This window comes from Streptomyces sp. 17_S59 (genome assembly GCF_056930295.1).
On record NZ_JBXOWD010000001.1, the window covers coordinates 2,135,406 to 2,156,042 of the forward strand.

Annotated in this window: 15 protein-coding genes; 4 read left to right on the forward strand and 11 right to left on the reverse strand. The window is 73.7% G+C overall.

The genetic code is table 11. From position 1 onward, the window contains the following. Positions 1-4: 4 nt before the first annotated feature. The gene (locus AC1Z4A_RS09480; RefSeq protein ID WP_483677442.1) at positions 5-838 is read left to right on the forward strand and encodes a DUF3097 domain-containing protein; all 834 of its coding nucleotides are present in this window, start codon (positions 5-7) and stop codon (positions 836-838) included. Here the strand turns inward: AC1Z4A_RS09480 and hemW are convergent. Next, complete coding sequence (hemW, locus tag AC1Z4A_RS09485; protein ID WP_483677443.1) at positions 819-2,051, reverse strand: radical SAM family heme chaperone HemW; 1,233 nt, start codon at positions 2,049-2,051, stop codon at positions 819-821. The two genes, AC1Z4A_RS09480 and hemW, sit on opposite strands and share 20 nt — an antisense overlap. A gap of 68 nt (positions 2,052-2,119) precedes the next feature. Beyond that, positions 2,120-3,970 carry a SpoIIE family protein phosphatase gene (locus AC1Z4A_RS09490; protein ID WP_483677444.1) on the reverse strand — a complete coding sequence of 617 codons (1,851 nt, stop codon included), beginning with the start codon at positions 3,968-3,970 and terminating at the stop codon, positions 2,120-2,122. Positions 3,971-4,116: 146 nt separating this feature from the next. On the opposite strand from AC1Z4A_RS09490, the gene AC1Z4A_RS09495 reads away from it, so the two are divergent. Beyond that, the gene (locus AC1Z4A_RS09495) at positions 4,117-4,788 is read left to right on the forward strand and encodes a response regulator (RefSeq protein ID WP_483677445.1); all 672 of its coding nucleotides are present in this window, start codon (positions 4,117-4,119) and stop codon (positions 4,786-4,788) included. A gap of 117 nt (positions 4,789-4,905) precedes the next feature. Here the strand turns inward: AC1Z4A_RS09495 and AC1Z4A_RS09500 are convergent, their stop codons facing one another. Both AC1Z4A_RS09500 and lepA read right to left on the reverse strand, forming a co-directional pair. Continuing rightward, positions 4,906-6,795, reverse strand: coding sequence for an AMP-dependent synthetase/ligase (locus tag AC1Z4A_RS09500; RefSeq protein ID WP_483677446.1), 1,890 nt, complete (start codon positions 6,793-6,795; stop codon positions 4,906-4,908). Between the two features lie 216 nt (positions 6,796-7,011). Then, positions 7,012-8,880 (reverse strand): translation elongation factor 4, encoded by a 1,869-nt coding sequence (lepA, locus tag AC1Z4A_RS09505; protein ID WP_483677447.1) that lies wholly within the window; start codon positions 8,878-8,880, stop codon positions 7,012-7,014. Between the two features lie 220 nt (positions 8,881-9,100). Here lepA and rpsT point away from each other — a divergent pair, with 220 nt between their 5' ends. Continuing rightward, positions 9,101-9,367: a 30S ribosomal protein S20 gene (gene rpsT, locus AC1Z4A_RS09510; RefSeq protein WP_483677448.1), complete on the forward strand. Its 267-nt coding sequence runs from the start codon at positions 9,101-9,103 to the stop codon at positions 9,365-9,367. 314 nt (positions 9,368-9,681) lie between these two features. On the opposite strand, the gene holA is transcribed toward rpsT, so the two are convergent. Then, positions 9,682-10,668, reverse strand: coding sequence for a DNA polymerase III subunit delta (gene holA / locus AC1Z4A_RS09515; RefSeq protein ID WP_483677449.1), 987 nt, complete (start codon positions 10,666-10,668; stop codon positions 9,682-9,684). Between the two features lie 65 nt (positions 10,669-10,733). Between holA and AC1Z4A_RS09520 the strand changes: the two genes are divergently transcribed. Further along, the gene (locus AC1Z4A_RS09520; protein ID WP_483683544.1) at positions 10,734-11,015 is read left to right on the forward strand and encodes a hypothetical protein; all 282 of its coding nucleotides are present in this window, start codon (positions 10,734-10,736) and stop codon (positions 11,013-11,015) included. A 238-nt stretch (positions 11,016-11,253) separates the two neighbouring features. Here AC1Z4A_RS09520 and AC1Z4A_RS09525 read toward each other — a convergent pair whose 3' ends face one another. The 6 genes from AC1Z4A_RS09525 to leuS all read right to left on the reverse strand — a co-directional run bounded on the left by AC1Z4A_RS09525 (position 11,254) and on the right by leuS (position 20,369). After that, positions 11,254-11,946 (reverse strand): arylamine N-acetyltransferase family protein, encoded by a 693-nt coding sequence (locus AC1Z4A_RS09525; RefSeq protein WP_483683545.1) that lies wholly within the window; start codon positions 11,944-11,946, stop codon positions 11,254-11,256. Next, on the reverse strand, positions 11,832-14,636 hold the full coding sequence (locus tag AC1Z4A_RS09530) for a ComEC/Rec2 family competence protein (protein WP_483677450.1): 2,805 nt from the start codon (positions 14,634-14,636) through the stop codon (positions 11,832-11,834). The genes AC1Z4A_RS09525 and AC1Z4A_RS09530 overlap by 115 nt, the downstream gene beginning before the upstream one ends. Then, complete coding sequence (locus AC1Z4A_RS09535) at positions 14,633-15,427, reverse strand: ComEA family DNA-binding protein (protein ID WP_483677451.1); 795 nt, start codon at positions 15,425-15,427, stop codon at positions 14,633-14,635. Before AC1Z4A_RS09535 ends, AC1Z4A_RS09530 begins: the two co-directional genes overlap by 4 nt. Before the next feature lie 190 nt (positions 15,428-15,617). Then, complete coding sequence (locus AC1Z4A_RS09540) at positions 15,618-16,463, reverse strand: DegV family protein (protein ID WP_483677452.1); 846 nt, start codon at positions 16,461-16,463, stop codon at positions 15,618-15,620. Positions 16,464-16,558: 95 nt separating this feature from the next. Further along, positions 16,559-17,317, reverse strand: coding sequence for a hypothetical protein (locus AC1Z4A_RS09545; protein WP_483683546.1), 759 nt, complete (start codon positions 17,315-17,317; stop codon positions 16,559-16,561). Positions 17,318-17,519: 202 nt separating this feature from the next. Further along, positions 17,520-20,369 carry a leucine--tRNA ligase gene (leuS, locus tag AC1Z4A_RS09550; protein WP_483677453.1) on the reverse strand — a complete coding sequence of 950 codons (2,850 nt, stop codon included), beginning with the start codon at positions 20,367-20,369 and terminating at the stop codon, positions 17,520-17,522. Between the last annotated feature and the right edge of the window lie 268 nt (positions 20,370-20,637).

Sequence of the window (20,637 nt, forward strand, 5' to 3'; positions counted from 1 at the left end):
CCGCATGTGGAGCAAGCGGTACAGCCCCGACCTGACCCCGCCGTGGAAGCGGTCTGCCCCCGTCCCTGAGGTCCCCGCCGAGCCCGATCTGGTGGTCGAGGAGGTCACGACCGGCTTCTGCGGGGCGGTGATCCGGTGCGAGAAGACGGCGCAGGGGCCGACGGTCACGCTGGAGGACCGCTTCGGCAAGTGCAGGGTCTTCCCCATGGAGCCGCGGGGCTTCCTGCTGGAGGGGCGGGTGGTGACGCTCGTGCGGCCGTCCGCCGCCGTGCCGCGTGGCCCCGCCCGCACCGCCTCCGGGTCCATCGCCGTCCCCGGCGCGCGGGCCCGGGTCGCCCGGGCGGGGCGGATCTATGTGGAGGGGCGGCACGACGCGGAGCTGGTGGAGCGGGTGTGGGGCGACGACCTGCGGATCGAGGGCGTGGTGGTCGAGTACCTCGAGGGCATCGACGACCTGCCGGCGATCGTCGCCTCCTTCGCACCCGGGCCGGACGCGCGGCTGGGCGTCCTGGTGGACCACCTGGTGCCGGGCTCGAAGGAGTCGCGGATTGCGGCTGCGGTGACGCGCGGGTACGGGCACGTGCTGGTCGTCGGCCACCCGTACGTGGACGTGTGGGAGGCCGTGAAGCCGTCGTCGGTGGGGATTCCGGGGTGGCCGTCGGTGCCGCGGGGGCAGGACTGGAAGACGGGGGTGTGCCGGGCGCTGGGGTGGCCCGAGAACACGGGGGCTGCGTGGCAGCGGATTCTGGGATCGGTCCGCTCGTACAAGGACCTGGAGCCGACGCTCCTCGGCCGGGTCGAGGAGCTGATCGACTTCGTCAGTCCACCAGGTCCCTGACCACCGCATCCGCCAGCAGCCGCCCCCGCAGGGTCAGCGCCGCGCGCCCGCGCTCGTACTCCTCCGGCCGCAGCAGGCCGTCCGCCAGGGCGTGCTCGGCCGCCGCCAGGCCCGCCGGCTTCAGCAGCGACAGCGGGCACCCCTCCTCCAGCCGCAGCTCCAGCAGAATCCGCTCGACCCGCCGGTCCTCCTCGGCCAGGACCTCCCGTCCCGCCCCCGGCGACCGGCCCTCGCTCAGCGCCTGCGCATAGGCGCCCGGATGCTTGACGTTCCACCACCGCACGCCCCCCACATGGGAGTGCGCGCCCGGGCCTGCGCCCCACCAGTCGGCGCCGCGCCAGTAGAGCTCGTTGTGGCGGCAGCGGCCCGCCTCGCTCGTGGCCCAGTTCGAGACCTCGTACCAGGAGAAGCCCGCCGCCGAGAGCGTCTCCTCGGCGATGAGGTAGCGGTCGGCGTGGACGTCGTCGTCCGTCATCGGCACCTCGCCGCGCCGGATGCGCCGGGCGAGCTGGGTGCCCTCCTCGACGATCAGGGCGTAGGCCGAGACGTGGTCGGGGCCCGCGCCGATGACCGCGTCCAGGGAGGCGCGCCAGTCGTCGTCGCTCTCCCCCGGCGTGCCGTAGATCAGGTCGAGGTTGACGTGCTCGAAGCCCGCCGCGCGCGCCTCGGCCACGCAGGCCTCCGGGCGGCCGGGGGTGTGCGTGCGGTCGAGGATCTTCAGCACGTGCTGCCGGGCGCTCTGCATGCCGAAGGAGACGCGGTTGAAGCCGGCGGCCCGCAGCTCCGCCAGGTAGCGGGGGTCGACGGACTCGGGGTTGGCCTCGGTGGTCACCTCGGCGCCGGGCGCGAGCCCGAACTCGTCGCGGATGGCGGCGAGCATCCGGCCCAGGTCGGCGGCCGGGAGCAGGGTCGGGGTGCCGCCGCCGACGAAGACGGTCTCGACCGGCCGCGGATCGTCGCCCAGGACCTTGCGGGCCAGGCGGATCTCCTCGGCGACCGTCTCGGCGTAGTTGTCGCGGGAGGCGAGGGCGCCGCCGGAGCCGCGCAGCTCGCTCGCGGTGTAGGTGTTGAAGTCGCAGTAGCCGCAGCGGGTGGCGCAGTACGGGACGTGCAGGTAGAAGCCGAGGGGCCGCTGCCCGGAGCCGTCGAGGGCACGGCGGGGCAGCGCCCCGTCCTCGGGCATGGGCTCACCATCGGGCAGTACGGAAGGCATGAGTCCCATTGTCCGGCATGCCGGGGGTTGCTCGGCAGGCCGGTGATCGGCCGGTGATCGGCCGGTGGTCATTCCACTGATCGTTCCGCCCGCAGCACCAGCAGCGCCAGGTCGTCGTCCAGCGGCGTGCGCGCGAAGCCGTGCACCGTGTCCCGGATGCGCCGGGCCACGCCCTCGGCCGTGAGGCCCGTACAGCCCGCGAGGGCCGCGGCGAGGCCGTCGCCGTCGTCGAAGAGGCGGTTCCCCGACTTGCGCTCCGTGACGCCGTCCGTGACGCACAGCAGCGTGTCCCCGGTCGCGAGGTCGAAGGCGTCGCTGCCGTAGCCGACGTCCTCCATCACGCCCAGCAGCATCTGCGGGGCCGCCACGGCCCGCACCGAGCCGTCCGGGCTCAGCAGCAGCGGCAGCGGATGCCCGGCGCTGGCGAGCGTGCAGCGGACGCCGCCGCCCTCCGCGCGCGGCACCAGCTCCCCGTAGAGCAGGGACAGGAAGCGCGGCGCCGCCCCGGCCTCCGCCTCGGCGGCCTCCTCGCCCAGCATCCGGTTGAGCCGGTCCAGGACGTCGCCGACGCCGTAGCCCTCCTTGGCCAGGAGCCGCAGCCAGGGGCGTACGAGCCCGGTCGTCACGGCCGCCTCGGGGCCGCTGCCGCAGACGTCGCCCAGGGCGAAGCACCAGCGGCCGCCGCCGACCCCGAAGACGTCGTAGAAGTCCCCGCCCGCCGAGGCGTCGCCCCGCGGCTCGTAGACGACGGCCCGGTCGACGCCGGGGATCCGGGCGACGCCGCGGGGCAGCAGGCCGCGCTGGAGGATGTGACTGATGGTGGCCTGGCGGGTGTACTGGCGGGCGGAGGCGAGGGCCAGGGCGACGCGGCGGGCGAAGTCCTCGGTGAGGGAGACCACCTCGCCGGTCATGGCGGGCGCCCCGGACCGGCCGAGCAGGAGGGTGCCGATCCCCCGGCCGCCCGCGACGAGGCGGCAGGCCAGCGCCGGTCCGTCGGGCCCGTACGGCCAGGGGACGGCACGGCCCGCGGCGGGCAGGGCGGGCGGGGTGCGCTGGAGGGCGAGCCGGAGGGGCTCGATGCGGCTCTCCCTGGCGTGCCAGACCCGGGACAGGCGCGGGGCGGAGCGGGCCGCGCCGGGGCGGACGGCGCCGGACGCCGCCTCGGCGTCGAGCCAGACGGCGCACCAGTCGGCCAGGCGCGGCACGGCCAGCTGGGTGGCGAGGGAGGCGACCTTGTCCTCGTCGAGCTGCCCGGCCAGCAGTTCGGACGCCTCGGCGAGGAAGGACAGGGCGCGGTGCTGGCCGCGGCGGACGGGCGGCAGCGGCCGGGCACCGGGGGCGAGGACCTCGGCGACGTGCAGGTCGCGCAGGAGGGCCTGCTCGGAGAGGGCGCCGCCGCGGGGCGCGCCGCCCGGCCCGGGGCTGGTCGGCAGGTGGAACCAGACGGTCTTGTCGGTGCGGCGGTAGGCGGTGCCCCAGGTCTCGGCCAGCTCGGCGACCAGCCGCAGCCCGTGGCCCGCGTGCGCCGGGCCGTCGGGGCCGCCGGGCGGGCGGTGCGGGCGGGCGCGGATCTCGCGGGCGGGGTGATGGTCGGTGACCTCCACGACGAGGCTGCCGCCGCGCTCCGGGTCGAGCCGGCACTCGAGGTCCACGGAGGTCCCGGCGTGCACCACGGCGTTGGTGACCAACTCGCTGACCAACAGCGTCGCATCGTCGGTGACCACGGTGTGGGCGTTCCAGCCCGCGAGCACGGTGCGTACGAACCGGCGGGCGGCGGAGGGCGCTCGGGCGTCGCCGGGCAGGCTGGTGCGGGCCGTGGGCGGCGGCCCGGGCCGCTGATCGGTGCGGAGGTCCGTTCCGGGGTCCGTCCGGGAATCGCCCAGGGGACCGTTCGGCGGGTCGGCTCTGCGGGCGGGCACATGCGCAACCGCCCCTTCTTTCCCGGAAGTCGGCGGTGTCCTCACGGCGATGCTCCTGAACGCTTACGGCATAGTGCGGATTTCACCACGGCCAGAGTGTCAGACTGGCCGTGCCCAGGTGCACCGAGTCGGGTAAGTGAGCCGCTATGAGTGGGGAAACGGCTGTTCGGACGTGTGACGGGACGGCGGGCGGCGCGGGTGCGGGCATCCTCCTCGTGGACGACCTGGAGGACAGCCTCACCGCGCTGGAGGCCGTGCTGTCGCCGCTGGGCGAGCCCCTGGTGCGGGCCCGGTCCGGCGAGGAGGCCGTGGCCGCCCTGCTGCGCGGGGACTTCGCGGTCGTCCTGCTCGACGCGGCGCTGCCGGACGGGGACGGCGCGTACGCCGCGGCCGGCCCGGGCGGGGACGGCTTCGAGGCGGCGGCGCACGTCAAACGGCTCGGCCGGGCCAAGGACGTCCCGATCATCCTGCTGACCGGCGGCGACGCCGGCTGGGACACCTGGCGCGACTACGCCTCCCCCGGCTACGCCATGGGCGCCGCCGACTATGTCGCGAAGCCGTTCGACCCCTGGGTGCTGCGTGCGAAGGTCGCGGTCTTCCTGGAACTGCACCGCAAGAACCGGCAGTTGCACCGGCTGTGCCGGCAGCGGGCCCACGAGCACGAGTGCCTGGAGGAGCTGGCGGACCGGCTGGCGGCGGCCGAGGCGGGGCTGTCCGGCGACGGCACGGGCCTCGCCGAGCTGCGCTCGTGCGTCACGGGCGTGGCGGACTCACTGCGGCGGATGCGGGGCGGGACGGGCAGCGCGGGCGGGGGGTGAGCGGCCCGGGCAGGCCCGGGTGTGCAGACGGGCGGCCGTCCCGCCCGCACCGCGGCCGCGTCACCTTCTTCCCGCTCGCCCCGTCCCGCCCGTACCGCCCGTCCCGTCGCCCGTGGCTCACGCCTCCCGCGCGCCCGCGTACATCTCCTCGATCAGGTGCTTGTACTCCCGCTCGACGACCGGCCGCTTGAGCTTGAGGCTGGGCGTCAGCTCGCCGTGCTCGACGTCGAGGTCGCGCGGCAGCAGCCGGAACTTCTTGATCGTCTGCCAGCTCTGGAGGCCCTCGTTGAGCCGCTGCACGTACCCCTGGATCAGCTCCTCGGTCTCCTTGGCGGCGACCACCTCGGCGTAGGGCTTGTCCGCGAGGCCGTGCTCGTCCGCCCAGCCCTGGATGGCGGGGCCGTCCAGGGCGATCAGCGCGGTGCAGAAGTTCCGGTCGGCGCCGTGCACCAGGATGTTGGAGACGAACGGGCACACGGCCTTGAAGCGGCCCTCGACCTCGGCCGGGGCGATGTACTTCCCGCCGGACGTTTTGATCAGGTCCTTCTTCCGGTCGGTGATGCGCAGGTAGCCGTCCGCGGACAGCTCGCCGATGTCGCCGGTGTGGAACCAGCCGTCGGGCTCCAGGACTTCGGCGGTCTTCTCCGGCTGCCGGTGGTAGCCCGCCATGACGCCCGGGCTGCGCAGCAGGATCTCGCCGTCGTCGGCGATGCGGACCTCCGTGCCCGGCAGCGGCTTGCCGACGGTGCCCGTGCGATAGGCCTCGCCGGGGTTGACGAGGTTGGCGGCGCTGGTCTCGGTGAGGCCGTAGCCCTCCAGGATGTGGATGCCCGCGCCGGAGAAGAACAGGCCGATGTCGGGGGCGAGGGCGGAGGCGCCGGAGACACAGGCGCGCAGCCGGCCGCCGAAGGCCTCGCGGATCTTGGCGTAGACGAGCACGTCGGCGGCCCGGTGCCGGACGGCGAGCCCGAAGGGCACGCTCTTGCTCCCGGTGCGGCGGAAGTTGTCCTGGGAGACCCGGGCGTACTCGCGGGCGGTCTCCGCGGCCCAGCGGAAGATCTTGTACTTGGCCCCGCCGCCCTCGCGGGCCTTGGCCGCGACGCCGTTGTAGACCTTCTCGAAGATGCGGGGCACAGCGGCCATGTAGGTGGGCCGGACGACCGCGAGGTTCTCCACTATCTTGTCGACCCGCCCGTCGACCGCGGTGACGTGGCCGACCGCGATCTGCCCCGCGGTGAGCACCTTCCCGAAGACGTGCGCGAGCGGCAGCCACAGGTACTGGACGTCGTCGGGGCGCGCCAGCCCGGTCGCCTCGATCGCGCGGGCCATGTACGCCCAGGCGTCGTGCAGGAGGCGCACGCCCTTGGGGCGTCCGGTGGTGCCGGAGGTGTAGATGAGCGTGGCCAGCTGGTCGGCGCGCAGGGCGGCGACGCGGTCCCGTACGAGGCCGGGCTGCTCCTCGAGGCGGGCGGCCCCGCGCTTCTCCAGCTCGGCGAGGGAGAGCACCCAGCCGTCCGGGTCGTCCTCCGCGGGGACGGCGTCGGCGGCCTCGATGACGACGACGTGGGCCAGCGCGGGCAGCTCCGCGCGGTGCTTGCGGGCCTTGGCGAGCTGGGCGGCGTTCTCGGCGATCAGGACCCGGCACTCGGCGTCGCCGAGCATGAACGCCGTCTCGTCGGCGTTGGTGCTGGGGTAGACGGGGGTGGTGGCGGCGCCGGAGCACATGATCCCGAGGTCGGCCAGGATCCAGTCCACCCGGGTGCTCGAGGCGAGGGCGACCCGCTCCTCGGGGAGGATGCCGAGGTCGATCAGGCCGGCGGCGACGGCCGTCACCCGGTCGGCGGCCTGGCGCCAGGTGAGCGACGCCCAGTCGTCGGGGCCCTGGCCGGAGAGGGACGGGACGGGATAGCGGTACGCCTCCGCGTCCGGGGTGGCCTCGACCCGCTCGAGGAAGAGGGCCGCGACGGAGGGCGGCCGGTTCTCGATCAAAGTCTGTGTCTCGGTCACGGCATCCTCCGGGGCCCGCTTCGTTGCTGGACTGCTGGTGACTCGTGAGTAACCTCGAGCAGTGATCAGAGTAGAGCCGAGGCGGCCGTCGCGTAAGAGCCCATAGCGGGCCGACATGCGAAAGGGGCCCGCCCCCGGAACGGGAACGGGCCCCTTTCGGCCGCCTCGCGGCGGTCTCCGGCCTGCCGGCCCAAATGGCCGCTTGGGCCGCTTGGGCTACTTCTTGCCCTTCTCGCCGCCTTCGTCGCTGGACAGGACGGCGATGAAGGCCTCCTGCGGCACCTCCACGTTGCCGACCATCTTCATCCGCTTCTTGCCTTCCTTCTGCTTCTCCAGCAGCTTCCGCTTACGGGAGATGTCACCGCCGTAGCACTTGGCGAGGACGTCCTTGCGGATGGCGCGGACGGTCTCGCGGGCGATGACCCGGGAGCCGATGGCGGCCTGGATCGGCACCTCGAAGTTCTGCCTGGGGATCAGCTCGCGCAGCTTGGCGACCAGCCGCACGCCGTACGCGTACGCCTTGTCCTTGTGCGTGATCGCCGAGAAGGCGTCGACCTTGTCGCCGTGCAGCAGGATGTCGACCTTGACCAGGTCGGCGGTCTGCTCGCCGGTGGGCTCGTAGTCGAGCGAGGCGTAGCCGCGGGTCTTGGACTTCAGCTGGTCGAAGAAGTCGAAGACGACCTCGGCGAGGGGCAGGGTGTAGCGGATCTCGACGCGGTCCTCGGAGAGGTAGTCCATGCCGAGCAGCACGCCGCGCCGGGTCTGGCACAGCTCCATGATCGCGCCGATGAACTCGCTCGGGGTCAGGATGGTGGCCCGGACGACCGGCTCGTGCACCTCGGCGATCTTGCCGATGGGGAACTCGCTCGGGTTGGTCACCGTGTGCTCGGAACCGTCCTCCATGTTCACGCGGTAGACCACGTTGGGGGCGGTGGCGATGAGGTCCAGACCGAACTCGCGCTCCAGGCGCTCCCGGACGACCTCCAGGTGCAGCAGGCCGAGGAAGCCCACGCGGAAGCCGAAGCCGAGCGCCGCCGAGGTCTCCGGCTCGTACACCAGCGCGGCGTCGTTGAGCTGGAGCTTGTCGAGGGCCTCGCGCAGCTCGGGGTAGTCCGAGCCGTCCAGCGGGTACAGGCCGGAGAACACCATGGGCTTGGGGTCCTTGTAGCCGCCCAGGGCGTCGGTGGCGCCGTTGTTCAGCTGGGTGATGGTGTCACCCACCTTGGACTGGCGGACGTCCTTCACACCGGTGATCAGGTAGCCCACCTCACCGACGGACAGGCCGTCGGCCGGGGTCATCTCCGGCGAGTTGGTGCCGATCTCCAGCAGCTCGTGGGCCGCGCCGGTCGACATCATCTTGATGCGCTCGCGCTTGCTGAGCGTGCCGTCGACGACCTTCACGTACGTCACGACGCCCCGGTAGGCGTCGTAGACCGAGTCGAAGATCATCGCGCGGGCCGGGGCGTCCTTGACGCCGACCGGCGCCGGGACGGTGGCGACCACGCGGTCGAGCAGGGCGTCGACGCCCACGCCGGTCTTGGCGGAGACCCGCAGCACATCCTCGGGCTCGCAGCCGACGAGGTTGGCCAGCTCGGCGGCGAACTTCTCGGGCTGGGCGGCCGGCAGGTCGATCTTGTTCAGGACCGGGATGATCGTGAGGTCGTTCTCCATCGCCAGGTAGAGGTTGGCGAGGGTCTGGGCCTCGATGCCCTGGGCGGCGTCCACCAGGAGGATGCAGCCCTCGCAGGCGGCGAGGGAGCGCGAGACCTCGTAGGTGAAGTCCACGTGACCCGGCGTGTCGATCATGTTGAGGATGTGGGTCGTGCCCGCGCCCTCGCCCTCGGTGGGCGCCCAGGGCAGCCGGACCGCCTGGGACTTGATCGTGATGCCGCGCTCGCGCTCGATGTCCATCCGGTCGAGGTACTGCGCGCGCATCTGCCGCTGGTCGACCACGCCGGTCAGCTGAAGCATCCGGTCGGCGAGCGTCGACTTGCCGTGGTCGATGTGCGCGATGATGCAGAAGTTACGGATCAGAGCCGGGTCGGTACGGCTCGGCTCGGGCACGTTGGTAGGGGTCGCGGGCACGCAGGATCCATTCGGTGACTTCGGCGTTTGAACGCCAGTCTCGGCGGGAGTCGGGTATACGACTCCTCCATGGTCCCACGAGCGACGGGTACGGTCCGGTTTGGGACGGCCGAGCGGCTGCTGGTAGCCTGGTGCACTGTGCCTGCCGTGCCTCTCACGCGGCTTCGGTCTCCCGACCGGGCACTGATCGAAATCCAACGAACCTGAAAAGGCTCTTTTCGTGGCGAACATCAAGTCCCAGATGAAGCGGATCAAGACCAACGAGAAGGCGCGCCTGCGTAACAAGGCCGTCAAGTCCTCGGTCAAGACCGCCATCCGTGCGGCCCGCGAGGCCATCGTCGCCGGCGACGCCGAGAAGGCCACCGCCGCCGTCGCCCTGGCCGGCAAGAAGCTCGACAAGGCTGCCAGCAAGGGTGTCCTGCACAAGAACGCCGCCGCCAACAAGAAGTCGGCGCTGGCCAAGCAGGCTGCTTCCCTCAAGGGCTGAAGCCTCTCCGGGGCGTGAGCCCCGGCCCCCCGCCGGTACGGACTGAAGCGGCCCCTCTACCGCTCCGTTCCCGGCAACCCGCCGCGCCCGGTCGTTCGCCACGCGGGTGCGGCACGAGCCTGACGGCTCGCATGAACGATCTCGGAGGCCCCGGGTCGCCCTTTCCCCAAGGGTGACGCGGGGCCTTCGGGCGTTGGGGGGGGTGTTTTTCCCCGATCCCGCCCCTCCCCGAAACTGGGGCTGCGCCCCAGACCCCGGGACCGCGCTGCGCGCGATCGTCCTCAAACGCCGGACGGGCTGATTTTGCCCCCCCCTCAGCCGCGGGTGCGGGCTGCTCGGGCTACTGCCACTACCGCTTTTTCCAGCGCGTACTCCGGGTCGTCCCCGCCGCCCTTCACGCCCGCGTCCGCCTCCGCGATCGCCGTGAGCGCCGTTGCCACGCCGTCCGCCGACCAGCCGCGCATCTGCTGCCGCACCCGGTCGATCTTCCACGGCGGCATGCCCAGGTCGCGGGCCAGGTCGCCGGGGCGCGCGCCGCGCGGGGCGGAGGCCAGCTTGCCGATGGAGCGGACGCCCTGGGCCAGGGCGCTGGTGATCAGCACGGGGGCGACCCCGGTGGAGAGCGCCCAGCGCAGGGCCTCCAGCGCCTCGGCCGCCCGGCCCTCCACGGCACGGTCGGCGACCGTGAAGCTCGACGCCTCGGCACGGCCCGTGTAGTAGCGGGAGACGACGGACTCGTCGATGACGCCCTCGATGTCCGCGACCAGCTGCGCACACGCGCTCGCCAGCTCGCGCAGGTCGCTGCCGATCGCGTCCACCAGGGCCTGGCACGCCTCCGGCGTGGCCGAGCGGCCCGTCGCCCGGAACTCCGAGCGGACGAAGGCCAGACGGTCGGCGGGCTTGGTCATCTTCGGGCACGCGACCTCCCGGGCCCCGGCCTTGCGGGCCGCGTCCAGCAGGCCCTTGCCCTTGGCGCCGCCCGCGTGCAGGAGCACGAGGGTGATCTCCTCGGCGGGCGCGGCGAGATAGCCCTTCACGTCCTTGACCGTGTCCGCGGACAGGTCCTGGGCGTTGCGGACGATCACGACCTTGCGCTCGGCGAACAGCGACGGGCTGGTCAGCTCGGCGAGCGTGCCGGGCTGGAGGGCATCGGGCGCGAGGTCCCGCACGTCGGTGTCCGCGTCCGCGGCCCGGGCGGCCGCCACCACCTCCTGCACGGCGCGGTCGAGGAGCAGATCCTCCTGCCCCACGGCGAGCGTGACGGGCGCGAGGGGGTCGTCGGTTGCAGTCTTCCTGGCCATCGCGTCCAGCATCCCATGCAACAGTGACACTCCCCTCCGAAGCACCGGGAGGCATGCCGCACAATATGCGGGTGACCAGCGCCTTCTCCTACTCCGCTTCCTCCGATTCCGTACGGCACCTGCTGGTGCTGCCCGACCGCGACGCCGCCGAAGAGGTGGCGGAAGAGGCCGGCCGGCGATTCGTCCTGGACGACGACCCGCAGATCGTGCGGGAGGCCCTCGCCGGCGAGGACGACGCCGAGGACGCCCAGTGGCTCGTCGTCATCGAGGACCCGGACGGCGAGCTGAGCGCCGCCGCCCTCCGCGAACTGGCCGAGGAGTACGACGGCTGGCTCGAGACCGAATGACCCCCTAGGGGGTGTCTGATGGATCTCCGCGGCGTCGCGACGCCCGGCACGCGCCCCCAAGCTCTCGGCTTCGCTCGAGCAGGGAGGTGCCCCCTTCGGCGCACCGGCCGAAAGCCCAAGTACGCCCAGTACGAGGGCTTCCGGCCGGCACGCCGAGAGCACGCACCGACTGCGGTCTTCGGCCGCTGCGCGGCGGGCGCTCCTTCCCCGCGGAGATCCATCAGACACCCCCTAGCGGTCAGTGGGCCGCGGCCCTCACCTCGGGGGTCCGGTCCAGCGCTATACCGAAGTGCTCCCGGTAGGCGGCCAGGACCTCGTCCTCGGCCAGCGTCCGCTCCAGGCGCTCCTCTCCCCCGGCGTCGCCCGCGTGCCCCGTCGTCGTCACCAGCGTGCGGTTGCTGATGGTGACCCGGCCGGTCCCGGTGAGCCGCGAACACAGCAGCATCTGGGTGAACGGCGACTTCTGCGAGGTGCGATGCCACCAGGCACCGGCCTCGAAGTCGCCCAGCTCCCGGGGCCGCTGCTCCAGGCGGTACTGCACCTGGCCGTCCTTGACGACGTCCAGGTCGCCGTCCGTGCCCGCCACCTCCACGATCCGGAACACCCCGGCCGGATCGGACTGCTCGCCGCGCTCGTCGAACCGCAGCGGGTAGTGGCTGTTCCGGCCGAACCCGATGTCCACCAGCCACGCCTCCGGCTTCCCGTCCGCACCGGCCGTCTCGACCTTCAGCGCCAGGTGGTCGAAGGGGATCCCGAACCGCCCGTCCGGCCCCAGGACCCGCCCCGCCAGCAGGCTCACCCGGAATCCGAGGGCCGTCAGCAGCTCCGCGAACGCGCCGTTGAGCTCGTAGCAGAAGCCGCCCCGCCCACCGTGGACGATCTTGTCCACAAGGGCCTCGCCCTCGAGCACGATCTCCTCGCCGAGGTGGATCGAGAGGTTCTCGAACGGCACGGCGCCCAGGTGCCGGAAGTGCAGGTCCCGGAGGGCCGCGGCGTCGGGGGCGGCCGGGCGGGTGGCGTTGATGCGGCGGAGGTAGGCGTCGATGCCTGTGGTGTCCATGGATCAGTTATGCCGCAGGTGGGGAGGGTTCGGCATCGGGCTGCGGTCCTAGGTCGCGCCCGGCGGCGGGTGCCCCTCCGCCGCCCGGTGACGGCAGTCGCCGCACCGGTCACGGCGATCGGGCCGTCGGTGTCCGTGCGCAGCACCACCGCGCCCCAGGAGCGGAGTGCCGCGAGCGTGCGGGCGGCGGGGTGGCCGTAGGGGTTCCCGGCGCCTGCGGAGACGAGTGCCAGCCGGGGGCGGAGCCCGCCCAGCAGCGCCGGGTCCTGGTAGGCGGAGCCGTGGTGGGCGACCTTGAGGACGTCCACCTGCGGCAGGTCCGGGTGGGCCGCCCACAGCTCCCGCTGGGCCGGCGGCTCCAGGTCGCCCAGGAGCAGCGCGGTCAGGCCGGCGGTGCGGACGAGGAGCGCGACGCTGGCGTCGTTGGGCCCGTCCTCGGCGGCGAAGGAGGTCCCGGCGGGCGGCGGCCACAGCACCTCCCAGGAGAGCCCGCCGAGGTGCCGCCGCTCCCCCGCCACGGCCGCCACCACCGGGACGCGGGCCCGCTCGGCCTCGCGGCGCACGAACGCGGCCCGGCCGGGCGGCCGGTCGAGCGTGGTCGTCTCGATCAGCCCGACCGCCCGGCCGCGCAGCACGCCGGGCAGCCCGTCGACGTGGTCGGCGTGGAAGTGGCTCAGCAGCAGGAGCGGCACCCTCTCGACGCCCAGCCGCCGCAGGCAGCGGTCGACCGCGCGCGGCTCGGGCCCGGCGTCCACGACCACGGCCGCGCCGTCGCCCGCGGCCAGGGCCAGCGCATCCCCCTGCCCCACGTCGCAGGCCACCAGCCGCCAGTCGGGCGGCGGCCAGCCCGTGACGGCGCGCGTCAGCGGGACCGGGCGGACCACCGCGAGCACCAGCAGCAGCGCGCAGCCCGCCCGCGCCCAGGGGCTCCGCAGCACCCGCCGGGCCACCGGCACGGCGGGCAGCAGGAGCAGGGCGAGCAGCAGCGCGCCGGCCCAGCCGCCGGGCCACGACAGCTCCGCGCCGGGCAGTTCCGCGCCCGTACGGGCCACGGCCGCCGTCCAGGCGGCGGGCCACCCGGCGAGCCAGGCGAGGCACTTGGCGACCGGCAGCGCCACCGGGGCGGCGGCCAGGGCGGCGAAGCCCAGGACCGTGGCCGGGGCGACGGCCGGTTCGGCGAGGAGGTTGCAGGGCACCGCCACCAGGCTCACCCGTGCCGCCAGCACGACGATCACCGGCGCGCACACGGCCTGCGCCGCCCCCGCCGCGGCCAGGGCCTCGGCGAGCCGCGGCGGCACCCCGCGCCGCCGCAGGGCCGCGCCCCAGCGCGGGGCCACCGTCAGGAGCGCCCCGGTGGCCAGTACGGACAGCAGGAAGCCGTAACTGCGCGCCAGCCAGGGGTCGTAGAGGACCAGCAGCAGGACCGCGGCCGAGAGGGCGGGCAGCAGGCTGCGGCGGCGCCCCGTGCCGATGGCCAGCAGCGTGATCAGGCCGCAGGCGGCGGCCCGCAGCACGCTCGGACCGGGGCGGCACACGACCACGAAGCCCAGGGCGAGTACGCCGCCGAGCACGGCCGTGAGCCGCAGCGGGATCCCCAGCCGCGCCGCGAGCCCGCGCCGCTCGGCGCGCCCGGCGAGGTGAGGAGGCCCGATGAGGAAGGCGAGCAGGATGGTGAAGTTGCCGCCCGACACGGCCAGCAGGTGTGTCAGGTCCGTGGTGCGGAAGGCTTCTTCGAGGTCGGGCGGGACCCGGGAGGTGTCGCCGACCACCAGTCCCGGCAGCAGCGCGCGGGCGTCCGGGCGCAGTCCGTCCGTCGCGGCCCGCAGGCCCGCGCGGAGCCGGGCGGCCGCGCGCTGCACGGCCGAGGGCGGTTCGACGACGCGGGGCGGGTCCTGGCCGGCGATGCGCAGGACTGCGGTGAACCGGTCGCCGTCGCGGGAGGGCGGGGCGAGCCGGCCCTCCGCCCGAATCCGGCTGGAGGGCAGCAGCCCCAGCCAGGAGCGTGGGGCGATCAGCAGGAGCGGGGTACGGACGGCGGTCGCACCCCGCGGGCCCGTGACCCGGGTCGCCTCGGCCTCGACCACCACCGCCGGTTCGGTGTGCTCGGAGCCGCGCACCCGGGGCCGGGTGGCCCGGGGGTCCGCGGTGACCGTTGCCTCGACCGTCACGCGGGCGTACCGCCGCGCCAGTTCGGGCAGCGGCCCGCGGCGCGCTCCGGCGCCCGCCGCCGCCCCCACCGCCCCACCGGCCGCGGCGCACAGCAGGACGGCCGCCACCGCGGCGCGAACTCCCGCACCTGCCCCAGTCGTTCCGCCTCCGGTGCCGCCCGGGGCGCGGCGCGTCACGACGAGCAGCGCCACGGCCGCGAGCACCGCCACGGCGCATCCGGCGGCGACCGTCCCGCCGTCCGCGGTGAGCGCCACCGCCGCCGCGCCCCACACGGCCAGCGCCGGGAGCACCAACCGCAGGTCGGGCGGGCCGCCTTGGCGCGGCGCGGGCCGGACGTCGCTCCCGGCTCCGGCGGTCGCCGTCATGGCCGTCATGCCTGTCGTGGCCGTCATGGCCGGACCAGCGGTTCGAGGTCGGTGAAGCGGCGGGCGCCGATGCCGTTGACATGCCGGAGGTCGGCGACGGAGCGGAAACCGCCGTGCTGGGTGCGGTAGTCCAGGATGTGCCGGGCCAGGACCGGGCCCACGCCGGGTAGGGCTTCCAGCTGTTCGAGGGTCGCCGAGTTCAGGCTGACCGGACCGGCAGAGCCACCCGGACCGTCGGGGCCGCCCACGCCCACGCCCGCGCCCGGCACCCCCGCGGGCCCCGGCGCCGCGGTGCCGCCCACCACGATCTGCTCGCCGTCGGCGAGCAGCCGCGCCCGGTTGAGCCCGTCCGTGTCCACCCCCGGCCGGGCTCCGCCCGCCGCCTCCAGTGCATCGGCGACCCGAGAACCGGACGGCAGGCGCAGGACTCCGGGATGCCGCACCTTGCCCGTCACGTCCACCACCACCTCCCGCGCGGGAGCCCGCGGCGGCCCCGGGGCAGGGACAGGATCGGGGACCGGGGCACGGACCGGCGAAGCGGCCGGTGAGGCCACCGCCGCGACCGGGGCGTCCCTGACCGGCGCCCGCACCGTCCGCGGGCGCCCGGCCCAGAGGTGGTACGCCGCGAAGAGCCCCGCCGCCAGCAGCACCACCGCCAGCGCGGCGAGCGCCCTCGGCTCGATGCCGCACCGCGGGCGCAGCCACCCCGGCAGCCGCTCGCGCACGGCGTCCCACCGGCCGCCCCGCAGCCGGCCGGGGCCGGGCGACGCCGACGCGACGCGGTCGCGCAGCGCACCGACATCCACAAGAGAAGCCACAGGAGGAGCCACAGGGGAAGCCGGGGCCGTAACGGTGTGTGACGAGGCGGTCATGGCACGCGACCCTAGACGGATCCGCTGCACCGCGCAGAGACGGATCGAATTCCGTGGAAAACCCGGCAGTTGTGGAAAACCCGGTCACCCGCAAGGCTCACATGAGTCACACCGGCACCCCGAAGACACCCCGGCCCTACCGCGCCGAGACCACCACACCCACCAGCCCCGGGCCCGTGTGCGCCCCGATGACCGCGCCCACCTCGCTGACGTGCAGGTCCGCCAGCCCCGGCACCCGCTCCCGCAGCCGCTCCGCCAGCCGCTCGGCCCGTTCGGGAGAGGCCAGGTGGTGCACCGCGATGTCGACGGGCGCGGCACCCGCCCGCTCGACCGCGATCTCCTCCAGGCGGGCAATCGCCTTGGCGGCCGTACGGACCTTCTCCCGCAGCTCGATGCGGCCGCCGTCCAGCTGGAGCAGCGGCTTGACGGCCAGTGCGGAGCCCAGCAGCGCCTGCGCCGCGCCGATGCGGCCGCCGCGCCGCAGGTAGTCGAGGGTGTCGACGTAGAAGTACGCGGCTGTGCCCTGGGCGCGCTTCTCGGCGGCGACCACCGCCTCGTCGAGGGTGCCACCCGCCTGCGCGGCCTCGGCCGCGGCCAGGGCGCAGAAGCCCAGGGCCATGGCGACCATGCCGGTGTCGACGACCCGGACGGGCACGGGCGCCTCCCGCGCCGCGAGCAGCGCCGCGTCGTACGTGCCGGAGAACTCGGCGGAGAGGTGGAGGGAGACGATGCCCTCGGCACCGGCCTCGGCGGCGGCGCGGTAGGCGGCCGCGAAGACCTCGGGGGCCGGCCGGGAGGTGGTGACCGGCCTGCGTTTCTGGAGGGCCTGGGCGACCGACCGGGCCGAGATCCCGGTGCCCTCCTCGAGTGCTTCGTCGCCCAGCACGACCGTCAGCGGTACGGCGGTGATGCTGTGCCGCGCCATCTCCTGCGGTGGCAGGTAGGCCGTGGAATCGGTGATGATCGCGACATGGCGGGACATGCCCCGGAGGTTACCCCTCGGGCCGCCCCGGCGGCAGTGCGGCCCCAGGCTTCATGATCGTTTCGGCCGCCCCGCCGACCCCTCCGCCGGGTGCGTCAGGCAGTGCTCTCCGGACGCTTCGCCTTCTGCCAGGAGTACCCCGCCTGCCACTGGGCATTCCGCCCGGTGAGCGCGGGCCGCGCGGACTCGCCGACGGCAGCGTCCGCAACGTCGCCGGCGGCGTCCGCAGCCCCGGTCCCGGCGGCCGCACGGACACCCGTAGCCCCGCCCGCCGCCGCGCCGTCCTTCGCCCCGGCACCCGCCCCCACGCCGGGCTCCCAGTGCCGCAGCGCCCCCGTCTCCAGCCGGATCTGCTCGTTCAGCACCGCCAGGTCGTCCTCCGCGAACTGCCGCGCCCGGTCCTGGGCCGCCCAGCGCAGCGAGTCCGCCGAGTGCGTGATCCGCTCCGTGCGCTCGCGCAGCTCCGGCAGACAGGAGGCGACGCGGCCCCGGTCCGGCTCGGCCTCCAGCTTCCTGAGGTCCTCGTCCAGCTCGCGGCCGTGCGTGCTGAGCCGCTCGAAGAGGGCCAGGGACTCGGACAGGGACGCATCCTCCGCGACGCCCGCCCGCAGCACCTCCTGCGTGGCCCGCATCGACGTGCGCAGGGACAGCCGCAGCTCGGCGACCTCACCCGCCGGGCCGGCCTGCGTGTACTGCTTCGCCTTCAGCCGCGTGTCCTCGACGGTGCGCCGCGCCTGGGTGACCGTGCGGTCGACGCCGCGCTTGACCGCCCGTACCGTCCTGACCGTGGCGACCACCACGAAGGCGGTGACGATCGCGAAGACCAACGCGATGATCATGGCTGCGGCTTCCACATGCATGCCCTCCTCCACGGCCCGGCGGCCCTCGGCAGGCCCTTCCGGCCCCGGCGGTCATCGGCGGGGGACCGTCACCTCCCCCGCCTTCCCTCCACCGTAAACGCAAGGGGCAGGTCGCGGGTTCCGGAAGAACCCCCAACCTGCCCTTAAGGACAAACCCTTATGCCCTTACGTCCTTGCGCCTTGCGTCCCTGCGCCCTTACGCCGGAACGATGTTCACCAGCTTCGGCGCGCGCACGATGACCTTGCGGACACCGGCGCCGCCCAGCGCCGCGACGACCGCCGGGTCGCCCAGCGCGGTCTTCTCCAGCTCCTCCTCGGAGATCGACGGGGCGACCTCCAGGCGGGCCCGGACCTTGCCCTTGATCTGCACGACGCAGGTCACCGTCTCGTCGACCAGGTACGCCGGGTCGGCGACCGGGAAGTCGCGGTGGACCACCGAGTCGGTGTGGCCGAGCTTGCGCCACAGCTCCTCGGCGATGTGCGGGGCCAGCGGGGCGATCAGCAGCACCAGCTGCTCGGCGACGGTCCGCGGGACCTCGGGCAGCTTGGTGACGAAGTTGTTCAGCTCCGTCACCTTGGCGATGGCGGTGTTGAAGCGCAGGTTCGCCATGTCCTGGGAGATGCCGTCGACGGCCTTGTGCAGGGCGCGCAGCGTCGCCTCGTCGGGCTCGGTGTCGACGACCGTGACCTCGCCGGTGTTCTCGTCCACCACATTGCGCCACAGGCGCTGCAGCAGGCGGTACTGGCCGACGACGGCACGCGTGTCCCAGGGGCGGGAGACGTCCAGCGGGCCCATGGCCATCTCGTACAGGCGCAGCGTGTCGGCCCCGTACTCGGCACAGATCTCGTCGGGCGTCACGGCGTTCTTCAGGGACTTGCCCATCTTGCCGAGCAGCCGGCTGACCTTGCCGCCCTCGTAGTAGAAGGCCTCGCCGCGCTCCTCCACTTCGGCGGCGGGGACGGCGATGCCGCGCGCGTCGCGGTAGACGTACGCCTGGATCATGCCCTGGTTGTAGAGCTTGTGGAACGGCTCGGCCGAGGAGACGTGGCCCAGGTCGAAGAGGACCTTCGACCAGAAGCGCGCGTACAGCAGGTGCAGCACGGCGTGCTCGGCGCCGCCGACGTACAGGTCGACGCCGCCGTGCGGCTTGCCCTCGCGGGGGCCCATCCAGTAGCGCTCGGCGTCGGCGGAGACCAGCTGCTCGTCGTTGTGCGGGTCCAGGTAGCGCAGCTCGTACCAGCAGGAACCGGCCCAGTTGGGCATGGTGTTGGTCTCGCGGCGGTACGCCTTCGGCCCGTCGCCCAGGTCCAGCTCGACGTTGACCCAGTCCTCGTTGCGGGAGAGCGGGGTCTCCGGGGAGGTGTCGGCGTCGTCCGCATCGAAGGTGCGCGGGGTGTAGTCGTCGACCTCGGGCAGCTCCAGCGGGAGCATCGACTCGGGCAGCGCGTGGGCGATGCCGTCCTCGTCGTAGACGATCGGGAAGGGCTCGCCCCAGTAGCGCTGACGGCTGAACAGCCAGTCGCGCAGGCGGAAGTTGACGGTGCCCTCGCCGATGCCGCGCTCGCTCAGGTGGGCGATGACGGTGCGCTTGGCCTCGTCGACCGGCATGCCGTTGAGGTCGATCTCCTCGTTGGCGGAGTTGATCGCCGGGCCCTGGCCGGTGTACGCCTCGCCCTCCCAGCCCTCGGGCGGCTGGACGGTGCGGATGATGGGCAGCTCGAAGGCGGTGGCGAACTCCCAGTCGCGCTCGTCCTGTCCGGGCACGGCCATGATCGCGCCGGTGCCGTAGCCCATCAGGACGTAGTCGCCGACGAAGACGGGGAGCTTCGCGCCGGTCAGCGGGTTGACGGCGTACGCGCCGGTGAAGACGCCGGTCTTGTCCTTGCCCTCGGTCTGGCGCTCGACGTCGGACTTCGCCTGGGCCTGCTTGCGGTACGCGGCGACGGCCTCGGCCGGGGTGCCCGCACCGCCGGTCCATGCCTCCTTGGTGCCCTCGGGCCACGCGGCCGGGACGATGGAGTCCAGCAGCTCGTGCTCGGGGGCCAGCACCATGTAGGTGGCGCCGAAGATGGTGTCGGGGCGGGTGGTGAAGACGGTGACCTTGGCGTCGACACCGTCCGAGACCGCGAAGTCGACGCGGGCGCCCTCGCTGCGGCCGATCCAGTTGCGCTGCTGGAGCTTGATGGCCTCGGGCCAGTCCAGGGCGTCCAGGTCCTCGAGCAGGCGGTCCGCGTAGGCGGTGATCCGCATGTTCCACTGGCGCAGCTTGGACTTGAAGACGGGGTAGTTGCCGCGCTCGGAGCGGCCGTCGGCGGTGACCTCCTCGTTGGCCAGCACGGTACCCAGGCCGGGGCACCAGTTGACGGGCGAGTCGGAGGCGTACGCCAGGCGGTACTCGCCCAGGACGTCGGAGCGCTCGGCGGCGCTCAGCTCACTCCACGGGCGCGCGTCCGGAGTCGTACGCTCCCCGCTCTCGAACTGCTCGACCAGCTCGGCGATCGGGCGGGCCGTCCGCGCCTTCTCGTCGTACCAGGAGTTGAAGATCTGGAGGAAGATCCACTGGGTCCACTTGTAGTACGCGGGGTCGATCGTCGCGAACGACCGGCGCTTGTCGTGACCCAGGCCCAGGCGGCGCAGCTGCGCCTTCATGTTGACGATGTTGGCCTCGGTGGACACCCGCGGGTGGGTGCCGGTCTGCACGGCGTACTGCTCGGCGGGCAGGCCGAAGGCGTCGAAGCCGAGGGTGTGCAGGACGTTGTGGCCCGTCATGCGGTGGAAGCGCGCGTAGACGTCGGTCGCGATGTAGCCCAGCGGGTGACCAACGTGGAGGCCCGCGCCCGAGGGGTACGGGAACATGTCCATGACGAACTTCCGGGGCCGCTCCACGATCTGCGGGTCGCCGGCCAGCTCACCGCCGGGGTTGGGCGCCTCGTAGGTGCCGTTCGCGTCCCAGAGGTCCTGCCAGCGCGCCTCGATGTCCGCGGCCAGCGCGGCCGTGTAGCGGTGCGGGGCGGCCGGCTCGGCGGCAGTGGGGGTCTCGCTCATCGTCCTCAAAGCTCCATCGATCGTCGTCGTCTCTGCCTGCGCTGCGAGGAACCGGCGGGGCCGGCTTTCCCCGGAGGGTGTTCCAGGAAATGAAAAATCCCCTCGCACAGGAGGGGACGCCGCGCCGATTCCGACCGGGATTCACCGGCCGGCACTGATCAGCGCGGCTCGCTAAGCAGGAGGCGTACGGCACGCATGGGCTCAGGGTACCCCAGGGCCCACGGGGCCCGCACCGAGACCGGGCGGCCGGTGCGAGCCCCGGGGCGTC